Here is a 25,824-nt window from a genome sequence, read left to right on the forward strand (position 1 = left end):
TGTGCTGGTGAACTCGGACACGGCTATGCTTTCACGGCGGTGCGGTGCCCCACGATCACGATGACGAGAAGACTCCTGCGATGAGCGGCAGTTCGCCAGAGGATGCGGGCTACGCAATCACGGTGATCGCCGGCGCAGCGCCCCCCGCGGCCGCGCTGTCCGGCATGGAGACCGCCAGGGCCGACGGCGTGGTCGCGGGCGCCCGCGAGCCGCAGGGCCACACGATGATCGCGACGGCCGAACCGCCGCCCTCGCTGCTGGCGCAGGCCAGGCCGGCGCCTTCGGCCGGCGCCCGCATCGGCCATTACGAGCTCCTGCGCGAGCTCGGCCGGGGCGGCATGGGCGTGGTCTTCCTGGCGCGCGACACCCGCCTCGCTCGCCTCGTCGCGATCAAGCTCCTCACCATGCTGAGCAGCGCCGGGGTCCAGCGCTTCCTGGTCGAAGCGCAGGCCACCGCGCGCTGCAAGCACGAGCATATCGTGACGATCCACGAGGTGAACGAGCACGACGGATCCCCGTACATGGTGCTCGAGTACATCGAGGGGCAAAGCCTCCGCGCCTGGATGAACCAGCGCAGGCCCGCGGACGCGGGCGAGGCGGTGTCCACGGCGCCGGTGCCCGCCGGCCTGGCCGTCGACATGGTGGTCCCCATCGTGCGCGCGCTCGCGAGCGCGCACGCGTCCGGCATCGTCCACCGCGACCTCAAGCCGGAGAACGTCATGCTGGACGCGTCGGGCGCGATCAAGGTGGTCGATTTCGGCATCGCCAAGCTGCTCGAGGAAGAGGTGATCCTCTCGGGCGATCGCACCGTCGCCGGGGACACTGGGCTCACGCGCGACGGCGCGATCATCGGGACGCTGGCGTACATGTCCCCCGAGCAGTGGCGAGGGATCGACATCGGCCCGTGGAGCGATGTCTGGGCCGTGGGCATCATGCTCCACGAGCTCCTGCTCGGCGCGCATCCGCTCGCCCCATGCGGCCGGATGGACCTCCTCGCGGTGCCGGCGCTCGACGAGCCGATGCCCACCGTCGGCGCGCGCCGTCCGGAGATCGGCGCGCTCGGCGCGATCATCGATCGCTGCCTGCGCAAGCGGAAGTCCGAGCGGTTCGCCTCTGCGCAGGAGCTCCTTGTCGAGCTCCTGCCGCTGCTGCCCGGGCGCCGTGAAATCCTCCTCGGCGCCGACGAGAGCCCGTTCGCGGGGCTCTCGTCGTTCCAGGAGGCCGACGCCGACCGCTTCTTCGGCCGCGCGCAGGATCTCGCGGGCGTGGTCGCGCGCCTCCGGAGCCAGCCGCTGCTCGCGATCGCGGGGGCGTCTGGCGTGGGGAAGTCGTCGCTCGTGAGGGCGGGGGTGATCCCGGCGCTCAAGCGCTCCGGCGAGGGCTGGGAGGCGCTCGTCGTGCGGCCCGGGCGCGAGCCGATGGCGGTGCTGGCGGACCTGTTCGACCACCCCGGCGTGACCCTCAACACCGACGTGAGGGCGCTCTCCCCGCAGGGCGGCGCGGCGATGCGCGGGGCCCTGATCCAGCGGCTGCGCGCCGAGCCCGGCCTGCTCGGGGCCGCGCTGCGCGGGGGGGCGGGCCGCGCGCAGAAGCGCCTCGTGCTGTTCATCGATCAGTTCGAGGAGCTCTTCACGCTCGGCGCCCCGGCCGTCGAGCGCGAGGCGTTCCTCGCGTGCCTGGCGGGGATCGCCGACGACGCCTCCTCGCCGCTCCGGGTCGTCCTGTCCGTGCGGTCCGATTTCCTCGAGCGGATGGCCGAGCACGAGCATTTCATGGCGATCATGACGCGAGGCCTCGTGTTCCTCCGACCGATGGGGCGCGAGGGCCTGCGCGAGGCCTTGATGAGCCCGGTCGAGGCGGCGCGGCACGAGATCGAGGATGCGGCGATGATCGAGGGCATCCTCGACGCGCTGCAGACGACGCGCGGCGCGCTGCCGCTCTTGCAGTTCACCGCGGCCAGGCTGTGGGAGATGCGCGATCGGGGGCGCAAGCTGCTCACGCGGGCGAGCTACGAGGCCCTCGGGGGCGTGGCGGGCGCGCTGGCGAGCCACGCCGACACGGTGCTGGCCGGGATGAGCGGGCACCGGGCGAAGCTCGCGCGGGTGGTCCTGGAGCGCCTGGTGACGCCGGAGCGAACGCGGGCGGTGGCCAGCCTGGGCGAGCTCTGCGAGCTGCCCGGGGATCGAGGCGAGATCGAGCGGGTGGTGGAGCTGCTGGCCGACGCGCGGCTCTTGGCGATCGAGACGGGGAGCGACCGCGCGGGCAGCACGGTGGAGATCGTGCACGAGTCGCTGATCGAGCGGTGGCCGACGCTCCGGCGCTGGCTCGACGAGAACCAGGAAGACGCCGCGTTCCTGGACCGGCTGCGCGCGGCGGCGAGGCTCTGGGACGCGAGCGGCCGCGCCGCGGACACGCTCTGGCGCGGCAAGGTCGCCGAGGAGGCGCGCGGCTTTCGCGAGCGCTACCGCGGGGAGCTGCCGGAGCGGGAGAGGCTCTATCTGGAGGAGGTGCTCCGCTTCGCCGACCAGCAGCAACGCGGGAGGCGCCGCCTCGTGTCCGGGATCATCGCGGCGCTGTCGCTGCTGGTGGTCGCGGCGGGGGCGGGGATCGTGAAGCTGACCCGCCAGAACACGGTGATCACGGAGCAGCTCGAGGAGATCCGGAGGACGGAGGACACGCTCAAGAAGGCGCTGGCGAGCGAGGAGGCGCAGCGGAGCGCGGCCGAGCGGGCGCAGCGGGAGAGCGAGGCGCAGCGGAGGCGGGCCGAGCAGATGCAGCGCGAGGCGGAGGAGGCCCGCGTGCGCGCGGAGGCCGAGGCCGGGCGGGCCCGCGTGGCGGCGGGCGAGGCGAGGACGGCGCGGGACACGGCGGAGCGGTCCGAGGCCGAGGTGCGCGATGCCCAGGTCAAGGCCACCGAGGAGGAGCGGAAGGCGAGGGAAGCGGCCGAGGCGGAGCTGCGGAGCAAGCGCGAGCAGGAGCAGCTGATCGAGCGCACGGCGGGGAAGATCAAGCCGACGCTGAAGTAGCGGGCGCGCCGCGGGCGAGGCTGCGCCGCTACCGCGCCGGCGGCGGACCGATGTGACGGTAGATCGCGGCGTCCTGGCCGACGACGAAGGAGATCCGGCCCTGGCCCCACACGGCGTCGAGCGTGGAGTTCGTCGTGGAGTTGAGCGTCAGCCAGGAGATGCCGTCGTAGCGCAAGAGCGCGCCGCCCGTGCCGACAGCGAAGACATCGGTTGGCCCGCTCCCCCACACGCCGTAGAGCGATGCCAGCGTCGGCGCTTCCATCCTGCGCCAGCTCTCGCCGTCGTAGTGCAAGATCGCGCTCTCCAGCCCGACAGCGAAGACATCGGTTGGCCCGCTCCCCCAGACGGCCTGGAGATATTCCCCTGAGTCCGAGTGCGTCACCTGCCAGCTCTCGCCGTCGTAGTGCGCGATCGTGCCCTCGTCACCGACGGCGAAGACATCGTTTGGCCCGCTTCCCCACACGGCATTGAGATATTCCCCTGAGTCCAGGAGCGTCACCTGCCAGCTGTCACCATCGTAGTGCGCGATCGTGCCGGCCTGACCGACGGCGAAGACATCGTCTGGCCCGCTCCCCCACACGCCATCGAGATAATCCAGGGTGCCCGAATCCATCGTCTGCCAGCTCTGGCCATCGTAGCGCAGGATCGTGCCGGCCTGACCGACGGCGAAGGCGTCGTCCGGTCCGCTCGCCCAGACGCCGCCGAGAAGAGCCGACGTCGGCGAATCCATCGTCTGCCAGCTCTGGCCATCGTGGTGCAGGATCGCGCCGTCCTGCGCGCCGCCCTGATCGACGGCCTGGCCGACGGCGAAGACGTCGTCCGGGCCGCTTCCCCACACGGCGTGCAGCTCCAGCTCGTCCCGCACCGGTGATTCCATCTTCTGCCAGCTCTGGCCGTCGTGGCGCGCGATCGTACCGAGCTGACCGACGGCAAAGACGTCGTCCGGACCGCTGCCCCACACGCCGATGAAGTCGGCCGTCGTTTGCGCATCGAGCTGGTGCCAGCTCTGGCCATCGTAGTGAAGGATCGTGCCGGCATCACCGACGGCGAAGACATCGCCCGGTCCGCTCCCCCAGACGCCAGCCAAGGAGAGCTCGGCCGACAGGTGATGTTCCATCTCGTGCCAGCTCTCGCCGTCGTAATGCAGGATGACGCCTGCCAGGCCGACAGCAAAGACGTCGTCCGGTCCGCTTCCCCACACGCCGAGCAAGCTGGTCGTCGTCGGTGAATCCATCTCGTGCCAGCTCTCGCCGTCGTAGTGCATGATGGCGCCTGCCAGGCCGACAGCAAAGACGTCATCCGGTCCGCTTCCCCACACGCGACGCCAGTTTGCTGAGATCTCCGCATCGATCTTGTGCCAGCTCTGGCCGTCGTAGTGCGCGGTCGTGTTTCCCAGGACGGCGAACACATCCTCCTTCCCGCTCCCCCACACGCTCATGAAGGACAACACCGTACCGATGGATTCGAACCGCCAGTTCCAGTCGCCGCACGGCTCCGTGGACAGGGCGTCGCAGGTGCTCGTGCACCCGGGGCGACCGAAATCATAGCGCAGGTTCACGCAGGAGCCGGCGACCGGCGCGCTGGTGTCGCACTGCTCGTGCTCTGCGACCGCGCCGTCGCCGCAATGTGCCTTGCAGTCCTTCCGGCAATAACCCTCGGAGTCCGCGTTCTGTCGACCGCGACATCGAGCGTCCGTGGGACCGATCTCGCCAGCGCCGCAGTCGCACTCTTCCTCGCGTATCGTATCGACGATGCCGTTGCCGCAGCGCTCATCGGAGCTGCAGTCGAAGCTGCACCCGTCGCCGCTCTCATCGTTGCCGTCGTCGCAGGCCTCGCCGTCCTCGACGACGCGGTTGCCGCACGCATTGACCTCGGTCGGGACGATGCATGCCGGGTTGCCTTCCCTGTCCACGGCGCACGTATGGCCGATCGGGCACGAGCCCTTGCCGCAGCGGAGTCCTCCTTCGAGGCATGCGCCGGCGACGGCGAGCAGCGCCGTCACGAAGGCCATCGCCGTCGCAGTGTGAAGCGCGCCGCCCCGCCGGCGGCCCGCGGCGCTCCTGGTCGATTTCACGCCCCATCTCCGCGTCACTGCGCGCATCGTCCCCTCGCTTCGCCCTCGCCCGACCCGCAGCTTGCCTGTCGCTCGAGCGTACGGCGGCGCCCCTCCTCCAGGAAAGGCCTGAGAACGTTTACGTAATCGTGGTCGTGGTCGTGGTCGTGGTCGTGGTCGTCAACGGCAGGTCGTGAACGACCACGACCACGACCACGACCACGACCACGTAAACGTGAACGTAAACGTAAACGTAAACGTTTACGTTCGTGAGCGATGGTGGGGTGGGGGGACGGACTTCGTGCCTTGAGCGTGACCGAACGAGCTTCGGTTAGCGCTGCTGCGCCCCGAAGCGCGCCTTCGCCGCGTCCACCGCGGCCTTCGTCCACTTGTCGACCTCGTCGTCCGTCAGCGTCCGCTCGGCCGACCGGAACCACAGCGCGAACCCCAGCGAGTGGGTCCCCGCCGGCAGCTCTTCGCCGCGGTACCGATCGAACATCTCGACCTTCTCGCAGCGCTCCCCCGCGGTCGTCCGCAGCACCTCGAGCACCTCTCCCGCCGGTACGTCGAGCGGCAAGAGCAGCGCCACGTCGTGCCGCATCGCCGGGAACCGGCTCGGCTTCGCGGCCACCGGCGCGCGGTACGCGGCCACCACCGCCGCGAGATCCAGCTCCGCCACGACGGCCCCGCTCGTGATCTCCAGCGCCTCGCGGACGTCCGGGTGCAGCTCCGCCACGTACCCGATCTCGCGGCCTTCGAGCAGGACGCGCGCGCCCTTCTTCGGGTGCGCCCACGGCGGCGCCTCGCCCGAGAGGTCGAACGTCGGCGTCACGCTGCCCGCGAGCTCCGCGACAACCGCCTCGACCGCGCCCTTGCCGTCGTAGAAATCGACGTCCTCGGGCCGCGTCAGGTAGCTGTCGCGCGGACCCGCCAGGAAGATCGTGAGCCGCGTCGGCTCGTTCACCGGCGGCCGCTCGACCCGCGCCAGCTGGCCCGCGCCGCCCGCCTCGCCCTGCCACGGCAGGAACACCTGGCTCACCTCGAAGAGCCGCACCCGCGGCACGTTGTACCGCTGCGAGCGCTGCACCACCGTGAGCAGCCCAGGGACCAGCGACGGCCGCATCACCGACTTCTCCTCGGAGAGCGGGTTGAGCAGCCGCAGGAGCGACCCGTCGTCGTAGCGCGCCGCCTTCAGCTCCTGGGGCGACAGGAACGAGTACGTCACCGCCTCGTGCAGCCCGATCCCCGTGCAGATCTGCCGCACCCTGCGCCGCAGCCGGTAATCGCCGCGGGCGCCCGCGGGAGCGGCCCCCACGCGCGGCAGCCGGCTCGGGATCTGGTCGTAACCAGCGATGCGCGCGACCTCCTCGATGAGGTCGATCTCCTCCGCGATGTCGGGCCGGTGCTCCGGCACCTCGACGAGGAGCCGATCCGCCTTCTGCTCCAGCACCGAGAGCCCCAGCGTCTCCAGGATCTCGCGCGCCCGCGCCGGGGCCTCGGCCCCGATGATCCGCTGGTACCGCGGGAGCCGCAGCGTCAGGCGGCGCGGCGCGCGCGGCGCCACGTACACGTCGATCGGCTCGCCCGCCACCTCGCCGCCCGCGAGCTCGCAGATGAGCGCGCTCCCGCGGTCGCGCGACAGGGGGACCCCGGAGAGGTCCACCTCCCGCTCGAAGCGGTGCGACGCCTCCGTGTGGAAGCCGTACCGGCGCGCCGACCTGCGGATCCCGCGCGGCTCGAAGTACGCCGACTCCAGGAACACCCGCCGCGTCGTCGCGGTGACGCCGCTGTCCGCGCCTCCGATGACGCCCGCCAGGGCCACCACGCGGTCCGCGTCGGCGATGACGAGGTCGTCCTCGTCCAGGGACAGCTTCTGCCCGTCGAGCGCGACGAACGCCTCGCCCGGCTGAGCCCGCCGGATCTCGATCGGCAGCCGCAGCGTGTCCAGATCGAACGCGTGGAGCGGCTGCCCCCGCTCGAGCATCACCAGGTTGGTCGCGTCGACGACATTGGCGATCGGCCGCACGCCGAGGCGTCCAAGCCGCACCCGCGCCCAGAGCGGCGAGGGGCCCACGCCGACGCCCTCGATCACCTGCCCGTCATACCGGGGGCAGCGGTCCCCGTCGCGCACCTCCACGGCGGCGCTCGCCGCGGCGCCGTTCGCCCGCGGCGCGGCGACGGCCGGCGGCCGGAACGGTATGCCGAGCACCGCGGCCACGTCGCGCGCCACGCCCAGGTGCCCGAGCGCGTCGGGCCGGTTCGGGGTGACGCTGAGCTCGATGATCCAGTCCTCGAGGCGAGGCTCCCAGTCGAGCAGCGATTGCCCCGGACGCCCGCCCTCCACGGTCAGGAGCCCCTCGTGGCTCGACCCGAGCCCGAGCTCGTCCTCGGCGCAGAGCATGCCGGGCGAGGAGAAGCCGGCGACCGCCTTCTCGGTCAACGTCACGAGCGCGCCGTTGCGGTCGAGCACCTGCGCCCCGACGGGCGCATAACAGACGAGCGCCGGAGCCTGCGGGATGACCGGCGCGCCGCACGCGACCTCCACGCCTTCTCCGCCACCGCCCGCGTCCACGCGGACCACCGTGAGGCCCTTCTTGCCCGCCGGGTGCGGCCGCGTCGCGACGACGCTCGCGAGGACCACGGAGCGCAGCGCGGCGCCCACGTGCGTCACGCGGTCGACCTCGAGCCCGCCGCGGCCGAGCGCCGAGGTCACCGCGTCGACGCCGGGATCGGCGCCGAGGATCTCTTGAAGCCACTTGTAGGATATCAACATGGGGAATCGGGGCTGCGGGCGAGGGGCAGTGGCCTAGAGGCTTCCGAGGAAGCGGACGTCGTTCTCGTAGAAGGCGCGGATATCGTCGACGGCGAACTTCATGTTGGCCGTGCGATCCACGCCGATGCCGAACGCCAGCCCCGTGTATTCCTCCGGGTCGATCCCGACGTTCCGGAGCACCGTCGGGTGGACCATGCCGCACCCGAGCACCTCCAGCCAGCCGGTCCCCTTGCACTGCGGACAGGCGCGGTTCTCGCCGAAACAGACGAGACAGGACACGTCGAGCTCCGCGCTGGGCTCGGTGAAGGGGAAGTAGCTCGGCCGGAAGCGCGTCCTCGTGGCCTCGCCGAACATCCGGCGGCTGTAGACCTCGAGCAGGCCCTTCAGATCGGCGAGGGACACGTCGCGGTCGACCACGAGCCCCTCGATCTGCACGAACATGGGGCTGTGGCTCGCGTCGTCGTCGCGGCGATACACGACCCCGGGCGCGACGATCATCACCGGCGGAGGGTGGGAGAGCATCTCGCGCACCTGGACCGGGCTCGTGTGCGTCCGGAGGAGCACGTTCTGGCCAGGATCGCCGGCCATGTAGAACGTGTCGTGCATGTCCATGGCCGGGTGATCCGCCGGGAACCCGAGGAGATCGAAGTTGTAGCGCGCGAGCTCGATCTGCGGCCCTTCGGCCACGTCGAACCCGAGCCCGACGAAGATATCGACGATCTCGTCGAGGGTCCGCATGATCGGGTGCGGCCGCCCGGGCGCGCGCCAGCGGCCGGGCAGGGTGATATCGAGGGGCGGCGCGGAGAGCTCGCGATCGCGCGCGGCGCGCTTGATCCTCGCCGTCGCCTCCTCGCGGGCGCGCTCCACGCGGCCCTTGACGGCGTTGAGGCGCTGGCCGAGCGCCTTGCGCTCCTCGGGCGCCGCGCCGGGCAGCTGCTTCATCAGCGCATTGAGCGACCCGCGGCGCCCGAGCAGGCTGGCATACAGGCGGTTCAGCTCATCGAGATCGCCGGCTGCGGCGAACTGGACGTCCACCGTGCGATCGACCTCGTCGATGAGGCGGCCGAGTTCGGGACCACTCATTGCCGCCCCCTTACCGCGAAGGCCATGGCAACGCAAGACGTTGACCTCCCGCGCCGCCCCCAGCTGCTCGCGCCAGCCAGCGCGCAGCCCGCACGCGTGATCCGGAGGCTCGACGACCACGACCGCGGCGGACGCGCCTCGCCGCTCCCCCTGCGCGGCCCCGCCCTGCGCGCGGTGCGCGCAACAGCCGATGTCCACGCGGTCAACGTCGGGTTGACAGCCTCCGCTCGCGACGGCGCGGTCCGCCCGGAGACGACGCCCGCGCGGGGCACTCCGGCCGAAGCTGGGCGCTTTTGAACCGCCAAGCGCGCCAAGGACGCCAAGAAAACCACAAAATCTTGGCGTCTTTGGGCGACTTGGCGGTTCCATCATTCCGGCAGGGTGGGGGGCACTCTGCTCGCGCGAGCGCCGCGCGGGATTTGCGCGTCCACCGCCGGTGTCGGTCACGTCAACCGTGTCAACCCGAGGTTTACGGGCTCTCCACCGCGGCTGCCCATCTGAATCGGGATTCGCACTCTGGCCGCGGCAACGACGCCTGGATCGCCGCGCTGCGACCGAGCCGGTCGTCTCTGGCCCATCGCTTGCTTTGAACGTTGACGAACGTTGACGAATGTTGACGAACGTCGACGAGCGTCGACGAGCGTTGTGAACGTTGACGGACGCGGGCGAGCGCGCCTGAGCGCGAGCGCTGCGCGCATTCCAATCGATGAGCGAGCCACGCCAGGCGTGCTCGTCGGGGCCTTTTCGCCCCTGACGACAGCCACGCTGCTTGAGCTGCTGCCGCTCCAACACACCACGAGATCGGCGCACCTTGAATCCCATCATCCATCTCTCTTGCGATCCTGAGCACGATTCCCGCCGCGCTCCGCGGCGCGGCGCGGTCTCCGCCCTTCTCGGCGCGGCGCTCTGGGTGTCTCCAGCGGTCGTGAGCGGGCAGCCGACCACGACTCCGACTCCGGCGCCCGAGGTGCCTCCAGCAGCCGTGAACGGGCAGCCGCCGCCCCCTCCGACTCCCAGTCCTGCGCCGGTGCCGGAGAGCGGCTTCTTCTTCGGCGGCGTCGGCCGCGTCGTCGCGGCCACGGACGCCGAGATGGGGCCGGGGCGGGACGCCGATATCGTCTTGAGGGGCTCGCGCCTCGACGAGTCCACGTACATCCAGATGGACCTGGAGCGGCAGGATCACTGGGAGTCCACAGGCGCCACCACGCGCGTCGCCGTCCGCCTGGTCGTGGACGCCCCCGTCCTCCACTACAACAACGCGCGGCCGTGGAACATCAACATGTCGGTGCGCAACGCCTTCGTCGAGGAGCGAGACCTCGGCGTCAAGGGCCTGTCCGTGTGGGTCGGCTCGCGCCTCTACCGCGGTGACAACGCCGAGCTCCTCGATTTCTGGCCGCTCGACTGGCTGAACACGCTGGGCGGAGGCGTCCGCTACGACCTGCCCTCGAAGCGCACGTACTTCGCGGCGCACGCAGGCGTCAACCGGCCGCTCTCGCCCTATTACCTCCAGACGGTGGAGCGCCCGCCGGCGCTCAACCAGCCTGGCGCGGCGAACGTCAACCTCCTCGATCGCCAGCGGCTCATCTCGAGCGTCAAGGCGAGCCACACCGTCCCGGTCGGGGAGAAGGGCGGCGTCAAGGGCGTCCTGTATGGCGAGCTGCACCAGCTGCCGTCGGGCACGCGCGAGACGGCGGAGGCCGGCGTTGTCGAGCGCCTGCCGCGCGACTCCGGGTACGTCGTCGGCGCGCAGATCAGCCCGTTCACCGGCGTGAACAACGGGCACCTGCACCTGTTCCTCCGCTACGCGGGCGACCTCGCGGCCTACGGCGAGTTCGGCGCGCCCACCCAGCCCGCGCCGGACGGCACCGCGACCGGCGCGCACGAGCTCCTCTTCACCTTGAGCGGCAACTACGAGACGGGGCCGCTCGGTCTGATGGCCGCGGGATACGTGCGCTCCTTCCGCAACGCCAGCGAGCCGTTCGACTTCGCCGACCTCGACGAGGGCATCTTGCTCGTGCGGCCGCACCTCTACCTGCGCGACTGGGGAGGCGTCGCCGTCGAGGCCTCGTATCAGGCGCAGCGGCGGGGGAGGGTCCCGCCGCCGGCCGACCCCGCGGCGGCGGGCGCGCACCCCGCGGCGAGCCACCACAGCGCGAGCCTCGTGCGCCTCGGGCTCGTGCCGTTCCTGAACGCGGCGGGCAAGGGTGATTTCAAGCGCCCTCAATTCCGGTTCATCTGGCTCGTGACCCGGCGCGACGACGGCGCGAAGGCGCTCTATCCGCAGGACGACGTCTTCAGCCAGCGCACCTGGGAGCATTTCATCGGCCTGAACGTCGAGTGGAACATCAAGGCCAGCCCGGCGTTCTGACGCAGCCGCGGGGCTCCGGGGGATTCACCGCGTCCATTCGTAAATCCAGTTAACGAATCGAGGAAAGGGTTTTGTCCATGAAGCCAGTGAACGCTGGGCAGGTCGTGGTCCGCGCGACGGCGTCGCACAGGGGGCGAAAGCTCTCCGTGACCCCGGCAAACAGCCCCATGAAGCGCCTCCATTACGGTCGGATCCTGCTCGACGGGACCACGCCGGAGGCGCGGTTCGAGACCTCCGGACGCGAGGTAGGGCTCCTCTGTATGGCCGGCGAGTGCGCCGTGAAGGTGAACGGCGGGGAGGTGATCGCGCTCGGGCGGTACGACGCCCTCTACGTGCCTCGCGGCTCGGTCGTCGAGGTGCGCACGAGCTCGGCGGTCGATCTCGTCGAGTGCGGCGCCGAGGTGGAGGGTGACTATCCCCTCCAGGTCGTCCCCTACAAGGACGTCGAGCAGAATACGTCGCTCAAGTTCAAGGCGGGCGGCGACGCCACGACGCGCGAGCTCAGCATCCTGCTCGGCAAGAACGTGCAGGCCGGCCGCATCGTCGCGGGCTTCACGCGCTCCGCGCCGGGGCACTGGACCAGCTGGCCCCCGCACGAGCACACGGACCTGCTCGAGGAGATGTACGTCTATTTCGATATGCCGCCGCCGGCGTTCGGCGTGCAGCTCGTGTACACGGCTCCCGAGGCGCCCGAGGTCGTCACGGTGGTGCGGGACGGCGACGCCGTGCTGATGCCGGCGGGGTATCACCCGAACGTCGCCGCGCCGGGGCACTCCATCAACTTCGTCTGGCTCATGGCCGCGCACCGCGAGCGCGAAGATCGGGTGTTCGGGGTGGTCAACGTCCAGCCGGAGTTCGCCCAGCGCGGCTCCGGGCTCGAGGCGAGCCTCAAGTAGCGAGCAGGGGAGCGGGCCAGCGTCAGGCGGCTCGAACTCAGGAGGATAGCTTCATGGTGATGAACACGGAGTCCACGACGGCCATCGCCGACGCGCCCGCGGAGGTGCCGCGCGACGCGGGCGCCGGCGCCGCGCCGCGCTCGGCCGGCATCGGGCGCTATCGATGGGTGATCTGCGCCCTCTTGTTCACGGCCGCGACGATCAACTACGTCGATCGACAGGTCCTCGGCGTCCTCAAGACGACGCTGCAGAAGGACCTCGGCTACAACGATATCGATTACGGCAACATCGTCACGTCGTTCCAGGCCGCTTACGCCATCGGGATGCTGACGATGGGCCGCCTCATGGATCGCATCGGGACGCGGCGCGGGTTCTCGTTCGCCGTCGGGTTCTGGAGCCTCGCGGCGGCGGCGCACGCGCTCGTCGGCAGCGCCGGGGGGCTCTCCGCGGCGCGGTTCGCCCTCGGCATCGGCGAGGCGGGCATGTTCCCGGGCGCCCTCAAGACGATCGCGGAGTGGTTCCCGAAGAAGGAGCGCGCGCTCGCGACCGGCCTGTTCAACTCCGGCACGAACATCGGCGCGATCGTGTGCCCCCTCGCGGTCCCGTGGATCGCGGTAGCCTGGGGGTGGCGCGCGGCGTTCGCGCTGACCGGCGCGATCGGCGCGCTGTGGATCGTCGCCTGGATGATCCTGTATCGCCCCCTCGCGGAGAACCCGCGCGTCACGCCGGAGGAGCGCGCCTACATCACGAGCGAGCCGTCGCCGGCGCCCGGCAAGGTCGGCTGGCTCAGCCTGATCCCGCACCGCCAGACATGGGCGTTCGCGATCGGCAAGTTCATGACCGATCCGTTCTGGTGGCTTTACCTGTTCTGGGTCCCCGACTTCCTGAACCGCAAGCATGGATTGAACCTCCTCCAGATCGGCCCGCCGCTCGTCACGATCTACCTGCTCTCCGACGTGGGCAGCATCGCCGGCGGCTGGTTCTCCTCGATGCTGATGCGCCGCGGCTGGACGGCGAACGCGGCGCGCAAGACAGCGATGCTCGCCTGCGCGCTCGGCGTGGCGCCCGTCTTCCTCGCGACGCGCACCGACTCGCTGTGGGTCGCCGTGCTGCTCCTGGGCCTCGCCACGGCCGCGCACCAGGGCTTCTCGGCGAACCTGTTCACGCTCACAACGGACATGTTCCCGTCGCAAGCGGTGGGGTCGGCCGTCGGGTTCGGGGGCATGGCCGGGGCCATCGGCGGGATGCTCATCGCGCAGATCGCGGGCCGCGTCCTCCAGCTCACCGGGAGCTACTCGACGCTGTTCATCATGGCGGCGTCCGCCTACGTGCTCGCGCTCGCCATCATTCACGCGCTCGTGCCGCGGCTCGAGGCCGCGCGGTTGAAGCAGGGATAAGAAAATGACGAACGATCCGTTTCGTTTGGACGGCAAGGTCGCGCTCGTGACGGGCTCGGCCACGGGGATCGGCGCCGCGATCGCGACGGCGCTCGCGGCGGCGGGCGCGGACATCGCCTGTCACGGCAAGGACGAGCCGGGCGAGGCCACCGTGGCGGCGGTGCGAAAGCTCGGGCGGCGCGCCACCGGCATGGCCGCGGATCTCGCGGATCGCGCCGCGCACGCGGAGCTCGTCCGGAGGACGAAGGCCGAGCTCGGGCGCCTCGACATCCTCGTGAACAACGCGGGTCTCATCCGGAGGTCCCCGGCCGTCGAGTACTCCGAGGAGGACTGGGACCTCCTGATCGAGGTCAACCTGACGTCCGCGTTCCGCCTCTCGCAGCTCGCCGGGAAGCAGATGCTGGAGCAAGGGTCGGGCAGGATCGTCAACATCGCGTCGCTGCTCTCGTTCCAGGGCGGGATCCTGGTGCCGGCCTACGCGGCGTCCAAGGGCGGGATCGCGCAGCTGACCAAGGCGCTCGCGAACGAGTGGGCCGGGAGGGGCGTCAACGTGAACGCGATCGCCCCGGGCTACATCACGACGGACAACACGGCCGCGCTCAGGTCCGACGAGGCGCGCAGCCGGCAGATCCTCGATCGTATCCCGGCGGGGCGCTGGGGGGAGCCGAGCGACATCGCGGGAGCGGCGCTGTTCCTGTGCTCGGAGGCGAGCAGGTACGTCCACGGCCACGTGCTGGTCGTGGACGGCGGGTGGATGAGCCGTTGAGGAGCGTGAAGATGAAGATCCGAAGTGCGAAGAGCTGTGCGTGGGACCAGGTGAGCCTCGGGGAGGTGATGCTGCGCCTCGACCCGGGAGAGCGGCGGATCCACACCGCGCGGACGTTCGAACTTGGCGAGGGCGGGGGAGAATACAACGTGGCGCGGGGGCTGAGGCGCTGCTTCGGGCTGCGGACAGCCATCGTCACGGCGCTCGCGGACAACCCGATCGGGCGGCTGATCGAGGATCTGATGCTGCAGGGCGGGGTCGACACGTTCAACGTGCGCTGGGTCGATTACGACGGCGTGGGCCGCGAGGCGCGCAACGGCCTCAACTTCACCGAGCGCGGGTTCGGACCGCGCGCCGCCGTGGGGTGCTCGGATCGCGGCCACAGCGCGGCCTCCAGGCTGAAGGCCGGCGACCTCCCGTGGAAGGCCATCTTCGGCGAGCGCGGCGCCCGCTGGTTCCACACGGGCGGCATCTTCTGCGCGCTCTCGGAGACCACCGCCGGGGTCGCGCGCGAGGCCATGGAGGTCGCGCGCGAGCACGACGTGCGGATCTCCTACGATCTCAACTACCGGCCCTCGCTCTGGAAGAACTTCGGCGGTCAGAAGCGGGCGCGCGAGGTCAATCGGGCCCTCATGCCCTACGTCGACTGCCTGTTCGGCAACGAGGAGGACTTCGTCGCGGCGCTCGGCTTCGAGGTGCCCGGCGTCGATGAGGGCTATCGCGATCTCGACACGACGGGGTTCCGCCGGATGATCTCGGATGTCGTCGCGGCGTACCCCAACATCTCGGTCGTGGCCACGAGCCTCAGGACGGCCAGGAGCGCGAGCGTCAACGGCTGGGGCGGCATCCTGTACTGCAAGGGCGAGTTCTACGAGGTCGCCCAGCGAGACATCGAGATCCTCGACCGCGTCGGAGGCGGCGACTCGTTCGCTTCGGGGATCATCTACGGGCTCCTCTCGGAGCAGAGCCCGGAGTGGGCGCTCCAGTGCGGCGTCGCGCACGGGGCGCTCGCGATGTCGACGCCGGGCGATACGTCGATGGCGTCGCTCGCCGAGGTGCGGCGGGCGATGAGCGGGGCCAGCGCGAGGATCGAGCGATGAATCACGCGATGAATCACGCGATGAATCACGCGATGGACCGCGAGCACGTCGTCCGCCGCATCGAGGAGATCGGCGTCGTCCCCGTGGTGCGCGCGTCGAGCGGCGCGCTAGCCGTGCGGGCCGGTCGCGCGCTGTGCGCAGGAGGGATCGAGGTCCTCGAGATCACGATGACGGTCCCGGACGCCCTCGCCGTCATGCACGAGATCACCTCGCGGATGGGGAGCCGCGTCCTGGTCGGCGCGGGCACGGTGCTCACCGCGGACGCAGCCCGCGGGTGCATCGAGGCCGGCGCGCAGTTCATCGTGAGCCCGGGGCTCAACCTCGAGGTCATCCATGCGGCGCGCGAGCTCGGGAAGGCGGTCTTCCCCGGGGCGCTCACCCCGACCGAGGTGATCGCCGCGTGGAGCGCCGGCGCCGACGCGGTGAAGGTGTTCCCGTGCTCCGCGATGGGCGGCGCGAAGTACCTGCGCGCCCTGCGCGGACCGCTCCCGCACGTGAAGCTGCTGCCGACCGGCGGGGTCAACCTCGCGACCGCGCGCGAGTTCATCGAGGCCGGCGCCGTGGCGCTCGGCGTCGGCGGCGAGCTCGTCGACGCGGCCGCGCTCGAGGCCGGCTGCGACGAGGTCCTCACGGAGCGCGCGCGGGAGTTCCTTTCAGTGGTCCGGTCCGCGCGGGCCGGGATCGAGGAGCGCGCCTGAGCGGGGCTGCCGCGAGGCGCTGGAGGAAGCATGAGTCATCTGAAGAAGAGCGATGTCCCGAGCCTGGCGCGCGTGTCGGGCGATGCGGTGGAGTTCTTCACGCCCGAGCCGGGGCTGAAGCGCCGGGTGCTGGCCCACAACCCCAACATGATGCTCGTCGAGCACCACATGGAGGTCGGCTGGGCCGGAGCGCGCCACAGCCACCCCCACGATCAGCTTGTCTATGTCATCTCCGGACACCTCAAGTTCTCGTGCGGAGACGAGGAGTTCGAGGCGCGGGCCGGGGACAGCTTCGTGGTCCGCGGGGGCGTCGAGCACCAGGCCTGGGCGTTCGAGCCGTCCGTCGTGCTCGACGTGTTTACCCCCGCGCGCGAAGAGTACATGCCCTGAGCGCGGGAATCCGGTCAGCCACTCCAGTTCACCAAGATCACCATGTCTTTTCGACGGGCCCTGCGACCGACGCAGCAGCCCTGTGCGATTGAGGAGCCTATGAAACGCAGAACGTTCGCGATGTCGATCCTCTTGCCCTTCGCGCTCGCCGCCTGCGGGGGGGACAGCGAGCCGGGGCCTGGTCCCGGCCATGAAGTGCCGCCCGAGATGGTCCCGTACGTCGACGCGATGAAGCGCGCGGCCACCTTCATGAGCGAGGAGGTCGCGTACAACGGCGGTTACGTGTGGAGCTACCTCCCGGATCTCTCGAGGAGCTGGGGCGAGATGGAGGCGAAGCGCACCATGCTGTGGGTGCAGCCGCCCGGCACGCCGTCGATGGGGCACCTCTACCTGGACGCCTACCACGCCACCGGCGACGAGCTCTACTACAAGGCCGCCGAGCAGGTCGCGCTCGCCCTGATCGAGGCCCAGCACGAGGCCGGCGGCTGGAACTACATCTATGACTTCGCGGGCGAGGAGTCGCTCAAGGACTGGTACGACACCATCGGCAAGAACGGCTGGCGCCTCGAGGAGTTCCAGCATTACTACGGCAACGCGACGTTCGACGACGCGGGCACCGCCGTGGCCTCGCAGCTCCTCCTGCGCATGTACCTCGAGAAGAAGGACGAGCGGTTCCGCGGGCCCCTCGACAAGGCGATCCGCTTCGTCACCGAGAGCCAGTACGAGGGGGGCGGCTGGCCGCAGCGCTTCCCGCTGATGGGCAAGGGCGGCGAGCCCGACTACACGAGCCACATCACCTTCAACGACGACGTGGCCGGAGAGAACATCAAGTTCCTGATCATGTGCCACCTCGCGCTGGGCGAGTCGCAGCTGCTCGGGAACATCGAGCGCGCCATGGACAACTTCGTCGCGTTGCAGCAGCCCGCGCCGCAGCCCGCGTGGGGCCTTCAATTCACGCAGGACGGCAAGCCGGCCGGGGCGCGCACCTACGAGCCGGAGGCGCTGACCACACACACGACGGCCAACAACATCCAGCAGCTCCTCAATTTCTACAACATGACCGGGGACGAGAAGTATATCGCCCGCGTGCCCGAGGCGCTGGACTGGCTGGACAAGGTCAAGCTGCCCTCGGAGCTGCTGGAGATCTTCCCCGACCGGACGCATCCCACGTACATCGAGATCGGGACCGACATTCCGCTCTACGTCCACCGGCGCGGCTCGAACGTCGTCAACGGCGAGTATTACTTCGACAAGGACCCTGCCAAGCCCATCGGCCACTACGGGCAGGCCCGCAAGCTCGACGTGGACGCCATGCGCGCCCGCTACGAGGAGCTCGCGGCGATGTCGCCCGAGGCGCTGACGGCGGGCTCGCCCCTCAAGATCACGGGGCCGGCGGCGCTGCCGCGGTACTTCTCGCTGCGCGAGGTGAAGCTCGAGGACCTGTACGCCGGCGCCGCGATGACGACCGCGCCGGTGACGGCGGAGGACGCGCAGAGGCTCGTCGGAGAGCTCAACGCGGAGGGATACTGGCCGACCAAGATCACGATGATCACGAACCCTTACAAAGGTCCTGGCGACGCCGAGCCGTTCGTGGAGGACACCTACGCCACCACGCACGTGGGCGATCGCAACGATACCTCGCCCTACGACCCGGCCAAGGCGCCGGCGACGTACCCGGCCGAGGAGTCGCCGACGGGCATCTCCGTGGAGTCGTTCATCAAGAACATGGGCGTGCTGATCTCCTACGTTGCGCCCGTGCAGTGAGCGCCCCCGAGCCCCGTCGCCCTGGCACCCCGTGTGCTTTGCAGAGCCGAGGCATGGGACCACGCGCAATCCAGGTGGCTTGATGCCGGCGGCGCGGTGCCGGCGCGCGGCGGTCCAAAGAGTCGATGCATGAGATTGCTTGGAGTTGCCATGGTGGTGCTGACCGTGGCTGCGGTCGGGCTCGGGTGCGGCAGCAGCCCGAGCGACGTGGGAGAAGGTGAGGGGGCGAGCTCCGGCGGAAGCGTCGGCTCCGGCTCCGGCGAGGGGAGCTCGCTGGACATCGGAGGCGGGATCGAGTCCGGAGCGAGCGGCGTGGGAGGCGCCAGCCCCACGGGCGGAGGCGGAGCGTGCGCCACCCAGACGGCGGCGGCGTCCCCATGTCAACCGTGAGTTGACACTGTGGACACACGCAGTTGCATCTCCATCGGTCCCACCTCGGCAGGGGCGGTCAGACACCCATCTGCCGCGTCGAGCGCTCTCCGCTGCCCGGCGTCATTGGCCGCCTGACGCCGGCGCGGCGCGCAGGTTACCGTCCAGCAACGCTGCCGAGATGTTGTAGAACAGAGCCACCATGGCACCTGCTCAGGAGCGCGAGCGGCGGACCCTCGATCGGTACACGCTCCATGGCGTGATCGCCTCCGGGGGGATGGCCTCCGTCCATTTCGGGCGGCTCGTGGGCGCGCATGGCTTTGCCCGCACCGTCGCGATCAAGCGCCTGCACCCGCAGTTCGCCAGGGATCCCGAGTTCTCGTCGATGCTCCTCGACGAGGCGCGGCTCGCCGTGCGCATCCGCCACCCGAACGTCGTCACCACGCTCGACAGCGTGCAGGCCGACGACGAGCTCTTCGTGGTCATGGAGTACATCGCGGGTGAATCGCTCTCGAGCCTGCTGCGCGAGGCCGGCCGGCGAGGGGCCCAGGTGCCGCAGCCGATCGGCTCGGCCATCATCGCCGGCGCCCTCGCGGGCCTGCACGCGGCGCACGAGGCGACCGACGAGGAGGGCGCCGCGCTCCAAATCGTCCACCGCGACGTGTCGCCGCAGAACATCCTCGTCGGCGAGGACGGCATCGCGCGCGTGCTCGATTTCGGCATCGCGCGGGCGGCGGTGCGGAGCCAGGTGAGCCGCGTCGGGCAGCTCAAGGGCAAGCTCAGCTACATGGCGCCGGAGCAGCTGCGCGGAGCCCCCCTGACCCGCCGCGCCGACATCTACGCCGCTTCCGTGGTCCTCTGGGAGGTGCTCACCGGACGGCGGCTGTTCACGGGGGAGTGCGACGCGGAGATCTTCGGGCGGATCCTCGAGGGCGTCGTCCAGCCGCCGAGCGCGTACGGCGACGTGCCGAAGGCGCTCGACGAGGTGGTGCTCCGCGGCCTCGACAGGGATCCCTCCCGGCGCTACGCGACCGCGCTGGAGATGGCCGCTGCGCTGGAGGAGGCGCTGCCGCCGGCGAGCCCGCGCGCTGTCGGGGCGTGGGTCGAGGCGACGGCGGGGACGCTCCTCGAGGCGCGGGCGAAGAGCCTCGCCGCGATCGAGACGTCGCAACGGAGCGCGGTCCCGACGCCGCCGGCGCCGAGACCCGCCGCCGTGGACGACGCGCCGCCGCGGGACGTCGAGGCGCGCCTCGCGCAGCCGTCCGGCGGCCGCGGGCGCGCGCTGCGGACCTCGGTGACGGTTCCGACCATGACGAGGACGGTCGAGGACATGGCGCGCCCCGCGGCGTCGGCGCTCGCGACGCCGGTCGCCGCTGCGGCGCCGCCGCGGCTGGCGAGCGCGCAGCTCGTCCGCGCCTCTACGCTCGCGCTCGGGGCCAGCGCGCTGGTGCTCGCGGTGGCCCTCGGCAGGAGCTGTAGCGTGCGTCCAGGGACCGATGCGCCGCAGGACGAGCGCGCCGGCGCCGGCGAGTCCTCGCGGCCCGCCGCCTCGCCGCCGGCGGTGGCGGCGCCCGCCGCGAGCGTCGGGGCGCCGGAGGTCCTTGCGGAGGCGCCAGCGGCGTTGTCGGCGGCGCCCGAGGCATCGGCGGCCTCGCCAGCGCCGGCGCCGGACGCGACCGCGCCGGGGGCCTCCGCGCGCGCCGCCGCGCCGGATCGCGCCGCGGGCGTGCGCGCCGCGTCCCCCGCGCGCAGCGCGCGGCCGCGGTCGCGCTGCGTGCCGCCCTACTATCTGGACGCCAACGGCATCCGGCGGATCAAGCGAGAGTGCCTGTGAACGACGGATGCGTGTAGCCTGCGCCGCGATGAAAGGGCGCCTCCTCGCCGCCTTCGCCGCGGCCGTCACGCTCCTCGCGGGCTCACGCGCCCGCGCTCAGGGCGTGGGAGAGACGTGCGCGGCCTCGTACGAGCAAGCGCAGCAGCTCCTCCGCGACAGGGCGCTGCTGCGCGCCCGCGCCGAGCTCCGCGTCTGCGTGAGCTCGTGCCCGGCGACGCTCGCCCGCGACTGCCAGAGCTGGAGCGAGCAGGTCGAGCGCGACATGCCCAGCGTCGCGCTGTCGGCCACGTCCGCGGACGGCCACGCTCCGGGCCGGGTCCGGGTGCTCCTCGACGGCGCGCCGCTCGTCGACGCGCTCCCGAAGGACCCGGTCGAGCTCGATCCCGGGCGCCATACGCTGACCTTCGAGGACGCGGCGGGGACGCGGGTCGTCACCGTGGTCACGGTGCCGCCGGGCGACAAGGCGCTGCCGATCGCGGTGCGCTTCCCTGCGCCGGCGCCGTCGCGCCCCGCGGCCGGCGCCGACGCGCCGCCGGTGCGGCAGCGCTGGCCGCTCGTGCTCGTCGGCGTGGGCGCGGCGGGGCTCGGCGTGGGCGCGGTCCTCGGCGTCAAGGGGCACCTCGACCGGAGCGAGCTCCGCACGCGGTGCGCGCCCGGATGCCCGGCGGAGGACGTCGAGGCGATCGATCTCACGTGGAAGGCCGGCGCCATCTCCGCGGGCGTGGGGTTCCTCGCGGCCGGCCTGGGCGCGGTGCTCTACTTCCAGCTCGATCCCGTCGCGCCCGCCGCGCCGGTCGCGGGCTTCTCCTTCGCGCCGGGCGGCCCCGGGCTCTCGCTCCGCGGCGCGTTCTGAGCGCCGCGCTCCGCGTCCCGAGCACCGCGCAGCGCCGCGCGGCCCCGTCAGCCCTTGCTGCGGATCCCGTAGCGCTCCATCAGCCGGTGGACGAGCTGCCGGGACACGCCCATCGACGCGGCGGCCCGCGCCACGTTGCCGCCGCTCTCCCGGAGCTTCATCGCGATGTACGTGCGCTCGAACTGCTCGACGACCATGTCGCGCGCCTCGCGGAGCGGCAGCGCCGCGAACTGGCCGACGCTCATGTCGGCGGGCCGCGGCGCCACCTTGACGATCGCCTCCTCGGCGAGGTGCGGGAACAGCATGAGCCGCGCGACGGTGTTGCGGAGCTCGCGTACGTTGCCCGGCCAGTGGTGCCCGCGGAGCAGCTCCAGCGCGTTCGGCGGCAGGTCGGCGAGCGAGCGCGGCGGCACCTGCGCCGCGAGGAAGCGCTCGACGAGCAGCGGGATGTCCTCCTTGCGCTCGCGCAGCGGCGGCACGACGGTCTCGACGACGGCGAGCCGGTAGTAGAGATCCTCGCGGAACGAGCCCGACGCGACGCGGCCCTGGAGATCGCGGTGCGTGGCGGCGATGACGCGGGCGTCGAAGGACGTGTACGCGGCGGCGCCGATGCGGCGCACCTGGCGGGCCTCGAGCGCGCGCAGGAGCTTCGGCTGGAGATCGAGCGGGAGCTCGCCGATCTCGTCGAGGAAGAGCGTGCCGCCGCTCGCCTCCTCGAGCAGGCCGGCGCGCGCGCTCTGGGCGCCCGTGAACGCGCCCTTCGTGTAGCCGAAGAGCTCGGCCTCGATGAGGTTCGGGGCGACGGCGCTGCAGTCGAACACGACGAAGGGGCCGCCGCTGCGCGGGCTCGCCTCGTGGATGGCGCGGGCGAGGACCTCCTTGCCGGTGCCGGACTCGCCGAGCAGCAGGATCGTCTCCGAGGTGGCCGCGGCGCGCTCGAGGCGGGCGAAGAGCGCGCGCATGGGGACGCTGCTGCCGAGGGCCTCGCCGAAGCTGGCCGACGTGGAGAGCGGGACGACGACCGGGGCGCCGCCGACGCGCACGGTGAGGGGCACGCCGCCCAGGGAGGCCACGGCGCTCGGGGTGAGGAAGCCCTCGACGATCAGGACGTCGTTGATGAACGTGCCGTTCTTGCTGCCGAGGTCGGTGAGGACGACCCCGCGCGGCGAGAACCGGAGCTGGCAGTGGCGGCGCGAGACGCGCGAGTCGGGGATGATGACGTCGCACTCGCCGCTCGTGCCGAGCACGAGCGGCGCGACGCCGAGGGTGGCCTCGATCGGTGGGCTCTTCTGCGGGGTGACGAGGATGCGCAGGTCCGGGAGCTCGACCGCGTCGCTTCGGAGGGTCGTGATCGTCCGGGTGGGGTCGTGCATTGATCGCGCGGGAGGGGGACGGGGCAGCATCTCCGAATTTCCGGCGGATTTCCAGCGCGCGGTGCGCCCGGGGCGCTGGACGCATACCGCCGGGTTATCCTCGTGAGGTGCTCGAGTTCACGCAGTCCGAGGCCAAGGTCCTGTTCCAGTGCGTCACCCGCTTCACGGACGCGTTCCGCCGCGACGTGGCGGACGTGATCCGGCAGGAGTTCCGCGGCTACGAGCCGCCGGAGGTGACGGAGCTGATCGGACAGCTGAGCCTCCTCGGGCGGCAGCTCGAGCTGCGGCCGCCGCACGCGCAGATCCACGACACGCAGGGCCCGCTGCTCAAGCGCATCTTGATCGACCTCCGGCGCGACAGCGCCACGGCGATCGAGGAGCCGCTGCAGAAGGCCGTGAACGCCGAGACGATCCGGCACCTCCGGCGCGAGGTCCACGGGCTGGAGCAGCTGATGGCCGCGCCCTGGTTCGCGGCCACGCGCGCGCTCAAGGTGCCGCAGCTCACCGACTACATGTCGATCCGGCACGCCGAGGCCGTGACGCCGGAGGCGCCGCCGCTCCGGCCGCGCGAGTACGACGAGAAGTTCCACATCCTCGAGGCGCCCGGGCTCTTCCTCCCCGATCTGGCGCACTACCGGGCGCGCTGCGCGCTGCGCGGCGCCTCGATCGCCGTGGCGTTCATCGACATCGACGACTTCAAGGCGTTCAACGTCCAGCACACCGAGACCGCTGTCGATCTCCACGTGCTCCCGCCGTTCATGGAGAGCATCGAGGCGCACGTCTTCGCGCACGGGCACGCGTACCGGTTCGGAGGCGACGAGTACATGATCACGCTGCCCAACGCGACGCGCGCGTGGGCGGTGGACTTCCTGCGCGCGCTCCAGGAGCGCCTCGCCCGCCGCCGCTACCGCCGCGTCGAGCGGTCGCCGACGATCTCGGCCGGGCTGTGCGTCGCCGACGTCGACTGCTTCCTGACCGATCGCGAGATCCAGGGGCGCGCCAACCTCGCGAAGAACCACGCGAAGGCCACGGAGAAGGGCCGCGTCGCCACGTACGACGGGGAGCTGTTCCGCCCCGAGGATCTGGTGCTCGCGTGAGGCCGGACGGTGGGATCGCGGCGGGCGACGCGCGCGCCGACGGCGACGCGCCGCCGGAGGCCCCGGACGGCCTGGTTTTGCCCGAGCCGCTGTGGGGCGCGGTGCGCGCGGCCTACGGCGAGCCTGGGCGCGCGTACCACGACCTCGCGCACGTGAGCGAGGTGCTTCGCCGGGCGGGCGAGGTCGCCCGCGACGTGGGCTGGCGGAGGCCGCGGGAGGTGTTCCTGGCCGCGCTCTTCCACGACGCCGTGTACGTGCCTGGCCGCCACGACAACGAGGCGCGCAGCGCGGAGCTCGCGCGCGAGGCGGTGGCGCGCTGGCTGCCCGGCGAGGGGCTCGACGAGGGCTTCATCGAGCGGCTCATCCTGCTCACGGCGCGCCACGGAGCCCTCGGGCCGGCGGACGTCGGCGACGAGGAGGCCCTCTTCCTCGATTGCGACATGGCCATCCTGGGCAGCGACGCGGCGGTGTTCGACGCGTACGACCGGGCGATCGCCGCGGAGTACAGCGCCGTGCCGCCCGAGCTCTACGCCGCAGGCCGGCGGCGCTTCTTCGAGAAGCTGCTCGCGGCGGAGCGGATCTTCCTCTCGCCGTACTTCCACGCCCGCCTCGAGGCGAGCGCGCGCGACAACCTGCGCCGGAAGCTCGACACGGGCGCGTAGCGGCGCTGCGCGAGGGGTCGTCAGGGGCGGGGATCGTCGGTGGACGGTGCGGTCGTCGGTGGACGGCGCGGTCGTCGCTGGCGCGGCGGTCCGCGCCGGAGGGAGCGTGGCAGTCGGCGCCGGAGGCGTCGCAACGAGGGACAGCGACGCCGGCGCGCGCTGCCCCTCGCGCGATCACCAGCTCTTCACGTCGCTCTTGCTCACGCGGCACGTGGCGGTGCCCCACTGGCTCGCGCCGCCGTGGAGCTTCTCGGACTCGCCCATGTGATCGGTGACGGCCTTGTACTCCTGGCAGATCTTCGGCTTGTCGTCGCCCGCGTCGTAGCCCCCCTTGACGTACAGGTTCGTGATCGTGACCGTGTCGCCGTAGTTCTGGTTCGCGCCCGCGACCGTCGTCTTCACGCGGTCCACCCTGACGTTGTCGATGATCAGGTGCCGCGGGCCGCCGTTCGCGGTGCAGTCGCCGCACGAGCGCCAGAGCTTCCCGAAGTCGGCGATGTACGAGTTCGTGACGATGGTCGTGGAGCCGCCCTTGGCGTTGTGCTGGAAGATCTTGTCGGCCGAGTGCAGCGCGATGGAGCTGTTGATGCGCATCGTCGCCCCGTCGGCGCTGTTGGTCGCGGCGTCCTCGCAGACGTCTTCCCAGTAGACGTGATCGAGCGTGCAGTCGCCCTTGCAGACAATGCCGTTGCCGCCGGGGAGGCCGCCGGCGATGATGAGGTTCTTCACGGTGACGCCGTCCTCGACCTCGAACACGGTCTTCTGGCCCTCGCCGTCGTCGCAGTCCTCCGTGTTGTTCACGCCGATCTTCTGGTTGTTGAAGTCGTAGACGTCCTGCCCGCCGTGGGCGGCGTTCTTGAGCACCGTCGTCTGGGTCCTGATCTCGCCGTTGCCGTTCGTGGGCGTCGGGATCTCCATCGGGAGCTCGTCGCCGAGCGGCTCCTCTCCACCCGCGCCGCTGCTCGTGGTGCTCGCGGCCGTGGTGCTGGAGCTGCTCGTGGTCGCGCCGCTCGTCGTGCTGGAGCTGCTCGTCGTGCTGGAGCTGCTCGTGGTCGCGCCGCTCGTTGTGCTGGAGCTGCTCGTGGTCGCGGCGGTGCTGCTGCCGCCGCCGACGCCCGTGCTGCTGGTGCTCCCGCCGGTCGCGGCGGCGCTGCTGCTCGAGCTGCTGCCTCCCTGGCCGTCGTCCGGCGTCGCGGCGTCGTCTGAACAGCCGAGCTGCATGGCTCCTAAGGCGCCGAGCACGAACAGCAAAGTGAAAGCTGACTTCATTCCAGATCTCATCTCGTTACCTCTCGTTCCGGCATCATGATGGGCGACCCGCG

The 25,824-nt window shown here is 71.3% G+C and carries 20 protein-coding genes; 15 read left to right on the forward strand and 5 right to left on the reverse strand.

Going from position 1 to position 25,824, the window contains the following annotated elements; genetic code table 11:
• Nucleotides 1-80: 80 nt before the first annotated feature.
• Nucleotides 81-3,026 (forward strand): nSTAND1 domain-containing NTPase, encoded by a 2,946-nt coding sequence (locus WMF19_RS19615; RefSeq protein WP_437900495.1) that lies wholly within the window; start codon nucleotides 81-83, stop codon nucleotides 3,024-3,026.
• Between the two features lie 28 nt (nucleotides 3,027-3,054).
• On the opposite strand, the gene WMF19_RS19620 is transcribed toward WMF19_RS19615, so the two are convergent.
• The 3 genes from WMF19_RS19620 to pheS all read right to left on the reverse strand — a co-directional run bounded on the left by WMF19_RS19620 (nucleotide 3,055) and on the right by pheS (nucleotide 8,935).
• Complete coding sequence (locus WMF19_RS19620; protein WP_437900496.1) at nucleotides 3,055-5,100, reverse strand: glucosyltransferase-I; 2,046 nt, start codon at nucleotides 5,098-5,100, stop codon at nucleotides 3,055-3,057.
• Between the two features lie 310 nt (nucleotides 5,101-5,410).
• On the reverse strand, nucleotides 5,411-7,852 hold the full coding sequence (gene pheT, locus WMF19_RS19625) for a phenylalanine--tRNA ligase subunit beta (protein WP_437900497.1): 2,442 nt from the start codon (nucleotides 7,850-7,852) through the stop codon (nucleotides 5,411-5,413).
• Nucleotides 7,853-7,885: 33 nt separating this feature from the next.
• Nucleotides 7,886-8,935 (reverse strand): phenylalanine--tRNA ligase subunit alpha, encoded by a 1,050-nt coding sequence (gene pheS / locus WMF19_RS19630; RefSeq protein ID WP_012236022.1) that lies wholly within the window; start codon nucleotides 8,933-8,935, stop codon nucleotides 7,886-7,888.
• 982 nt (nucleotides 8,936-9,917) lie between these two features.
• Here pheS and WMF19_RS19635 point away from each other — a divergent pair.
• From WMF19_RS19635 to WMF19_RS19685, 11 genes are all read left to right on the forward strand, one after another.
• Nucleotides 9,918-11,303, forward strand: coding sequence for a carbohydrate porin (locus WMF19_RS19635; protein WP_437900498.1), 1,386 nt, complete (start codon nucleotides 9,918-9,920; stop codon nucleotides 11,301-11,303).
• Nucleotides 11,304-11,380: 77 nt separating this feature from the next.
• A complete protein-coding gene (locus WMF19_RS19640; protein ID WP_437900499.1) occupies nucleotides 11,381-12,199 on the forward strand; it encodes a 5-deoxy-glucuronate isomerase in 819 nt (272 codons plus the stop codon).
• Nucleotides 12,200-12,258: 59 nt separating this feature from the next.
• Nucleotides 12,259-13,596, forward strand: a complete 1,338-nt coding sequence (locus tag WMF19_RS19645; protein ID WP_437331138.1) for an MFS transporter — start codon at nucleotides 12,259-12,261, stop codon at nucleotides 13,594-13,596.
• Nucleotides 13,597-13,600: 4 nt separating this feature from the next.
• Nucleotides 13,601-14,362 carry a 2-dehydro-3-deoxy-D-gluconate 5-dehydrogenase KduD gene (gene kduD, locus WMF19_RS19650; protein ID WP_437900500.1) on the forward strand — a complete coding sequence of 254 codons (762 nt, stop codon included), beginning with the start codon at nucleotides 13,601-13,603 and terminating at the stop codon, nucleotides 14,360-14,362.
• An 11-nt stretch (nucleotides 14,363-14,373) separates the two neighbouring features.
• Complete coding sequence (locus tag WMF19_RS19655; protein ID WP_437900501.1) at nucleotides 14,374-15,462, forward strand: PfkB family carbohydrate kinase; 1,089 nt, start codon at nucleotides 14,374-14,376, stop codon at nucleotides 15,460-15,462.
• A 32-nt stretch (nucleotides 15,463-15,494) separates the two neighbouring features.
• Nucleotides 15,495-16,160 carry a bifunctional 4-hydroxy-2-oxoglutarate aldolase/2-dehydro-3-deoxy-phosphogluconate aldolase gene (locus tag WMF19_RS19660; RefSeq protein WP_437901650.1) on the forward strand — a complete coding sequence of 222 codons (666 nt, stop codon included), beginning with the start codon at nucleotides 15,495-15,497 and terminating at the stop codon, nucleotides 16,158-16,160.
• 30 nt (nucleotides 16,161-16,190) lie between these two features.
• Nucleotides 16,191-16,550, forward strand: coding sequence for a cupin domain-containing protein (locus WMF19_RS19665; protein WP_437900502.1), 360 nt, complete (start codon nucleotides 16,191-16,193; stop codon nucleotides 16,548-16,550).
• A 99-nt stretch (nucleotides 16,551-16,649) separates the two neighbouring features.
• Nucleotides 16,650-18,314, forward strand: a complete 1,665-nt coding sequence (locus WMF19_RS19670) for a pectate lyase (RefSeq protein WP_437900503.1) — start codon at nucleotides 16,650-16,652, stop codon at nucleotides 18,312-18,314.
• Nucleotides 18,315-18,443: 129 nt separating this feature from the next.
• Entirely contained in the window at nucleotides 18,444-18,704 is a 261-nt protein-coding gene (locus WMF19_RS19675) for a hypothetical protein (protein ID WP_437900504.1), read from the forward strand.
• A gap of 181 nt (nucleotides 18,705-18,885) precedes the next feature.
• The gene (locus WMF19_RS19680; RefSeq protein ID WP_437900505.1) at nucleotides 18,886-20,517 is read left to right on the forward strand and encodes a serine/threonine-protein kinase; all 1,632 of its coding nucleotides are present in this window, start codon (nucleotides 18,886-18,888) and stop codon (nucleotides 20,515-20,517) included.
• A gap of 28 nt (nucleotides 20,518-20,545) precedes the next feature.
• Entirely contained in the window at nucleotides 20,546-21,370 is an 825-nt protein-coding gene (locus tag WMF19_RS19685) for a hypothetical protein (RefSeq protein WP_437900506.1), read from the forward strand.
• Between the two features lie 47 nt (nucleotides 21,371-21,417).
• On the opposite strand, the gene WMF19_RS19690 is transcribed toward WMF19_RS19685, so the two are convergent.
• Complete coding sequence (locus tag WMF19_RS19690; protein ID WP_437330123.1) at nucleotides 21,418-22,743, reverse strand: sigma 54-interacting transcriptional regulator; 1,326 nt, start codon at nucleotides 22,741-22,743, stop codon at nucleotides 21,418-21,420.
• Nucleotides 22,744-22,850: 107 nt separating this feature from the next.
• Between WMF19_RS19690 and WMF19_RS19695 the strand changes: the two genes are divergently transcribed.
• Both WMF19_RS19695 and WMF19_RS19700 read left to right on the forward strand, forming a co-directional pair.
• Nucleotides 22,851-23,840 (forward strand): diguanylate cyclase, encoded by a 990-nt coding sequence (locus WMF19_RS19695; protein ID WP_437900507.1) that lies wholly within the window; start codon nucleotides 22,851-22,853, stop codon nucleotides 23,838-23,840.
• A gap of 14 nt (nucleotides 23,841-23,854) precedes the next feature.
• Nucleotides 23,855-24,502: an HD domain-containing protein gene (locus WMF19_RS19700; RefSeq protein WP_437901651.1), complete on the forward strand. Its 648-nt coding sequence runs from the start codon at nucleotides 23,855-23,857 to the stop codon at nucleotides 24,500-24,502.
• Between the two features lie 174 nt (nucleotides 24,503-24,676).
• Here WMF19_RS19700 and WMF19_RS19705 read toward each other — a convergent pair whose 3' ends face one another.
• Nucleotides 24,677-25,420: a pectate lyase gene (locus WMF19_RS19705; RefSeq protein WP_437330126.1), complete on the reverse strand. Its 744-nt coding sequence runs from the start codon at nucleotides 25,418-25,420 to the stop codon at nucleotides 24,677-24,679.
• On the opposite strand from WMF19_RS19705, the gene WMF19_RS19710 reads away from it, so the two are divergent.
• On the forward strand, nucleotides 25,401-25,811 hold the full coding sequence (locus WMF19_RS19710; protein ID WP_437900508.1) for a hypothetical protein: 411 nt from the start codon (nucleotides 25,401-25,403) through the stop codon (nucleotides 25,809-25,811). The genes WMF19_RS19705 and WMF19_RS19710 overlap by 20 nt on opposite strands.
• Nucleotides 25,812-25,824: the final 13 nt, after the last annotated feature.

It is taken from the genome of Sorangium sp. So ce124, from assembly GCF_051525235.1.
In the GTDB taxonomy this organism is placed as follows: domain Bacteria; phylum Myxococcota_A; class Polyangia; order Polyangiales; family Polyangiaceae; genus Sorangium; species Sorangium atrum.

Coding starts and splice junctions, on each gene's coding strand:
- WMF19_RS19665 (WP_437900502.1), top strand. CDS start 16,191: ATGAGTCATCTGAAGAAGAGCGATGTCCCGAGCCTGGCGCGCGTGTCG.
- WMF19_RS19685 (WP_437900506.1), top strand. CDS start 20,546: ATGAAAGGGCGCCTCCTCGCCGCCTTCGCCGCGGCCGTCACGCTCCTC.
- pheT (WP_437900497.1), bottom strand. CDS start 7,852: ATGTTGATATCCTACAAGTGGCTTCAAGAGATCCTCGGCGCCGATCCC.
- WMF19_RS19655 (WP_437900501.1), top strand. CDS start 14,374: ATGAAGATCCGAAGTGCGAAGAGCTGTGCGTGGGACCAGGTGAGCCTC.
- WMF19_RS19615 (WP_437900495.1), top strand. CDS start 81: ATGAGCGGCAGTTCGCCAGAGGATGCGGGCTACGCAATCACGGTGATC.
- WMF19_RS19680 (WP_437900505.1), top strand. CDS start 18,886: ATGGCACCTGCTCAGGAGCGCGAGCGGCGGACCCTCGATCGGTACACG.
- WMF19_RS19705 (WP_437330126.1), bottom strand. CDS start 25,420: ATGGAGATCCCGACGCCCACGAACGGCAACGGCGAGATCAGGACCCAG.
- pheS (WP_012236022.1), bottom strand. CDS start 8,935: ATGAGTGGTCCCGAACTCGGCCGCCTCATCGACGAGGTCGATCGCACG.
- kduD (WP_437900500.1), top strand. CDS start 13,601: ATGACGAACGATCCGTTTCGTTTGGACGGCAAGGTCGCGCTCGTGACG.
- WMF19_RS19670 (WP_437900503.1), top strand. CDS start 16,650: ATGAAACGCAGAACGTTCGCGATGTCGATCCTCTTGCCCTTCGCGCTC.
- WMF19_RS19645 (WP_437331138.1), top strand. CDS start 12,259: ATGAACACGGAGTCCACGACGGCCATCGCCGACGCGCCCGCGGAGGTG.
- WMF19_RS19660 (WP_437901650.1), top strand. CDS start 15,495: ATGGACCGCGAGCACGTCGTCCGCCGCATCGAGGAGATCGGCGTCGTC.
- WMF19_RS19640 (WP_437900499.1), top strand. CDS start 11,381: ATGAAGCCAGTGAACGCTGGGCAGGTCGTGGTCCGCGCGACGGCGTCG.
- WMF19_RS19675 (WP_437900504.1), top strand. CDS start 18,444: ATGAGATTGCTTGGAGTTGCCATGGTGGTGCTGACCGTGGCTGCGGTC.
- WMF19_RS19690 (WP_437330123.1), bottom strand. CDS start 22,743: ATGCACGACCCCACCCGGACGATCACGACCCTCCGAAGCGACGCGGTC.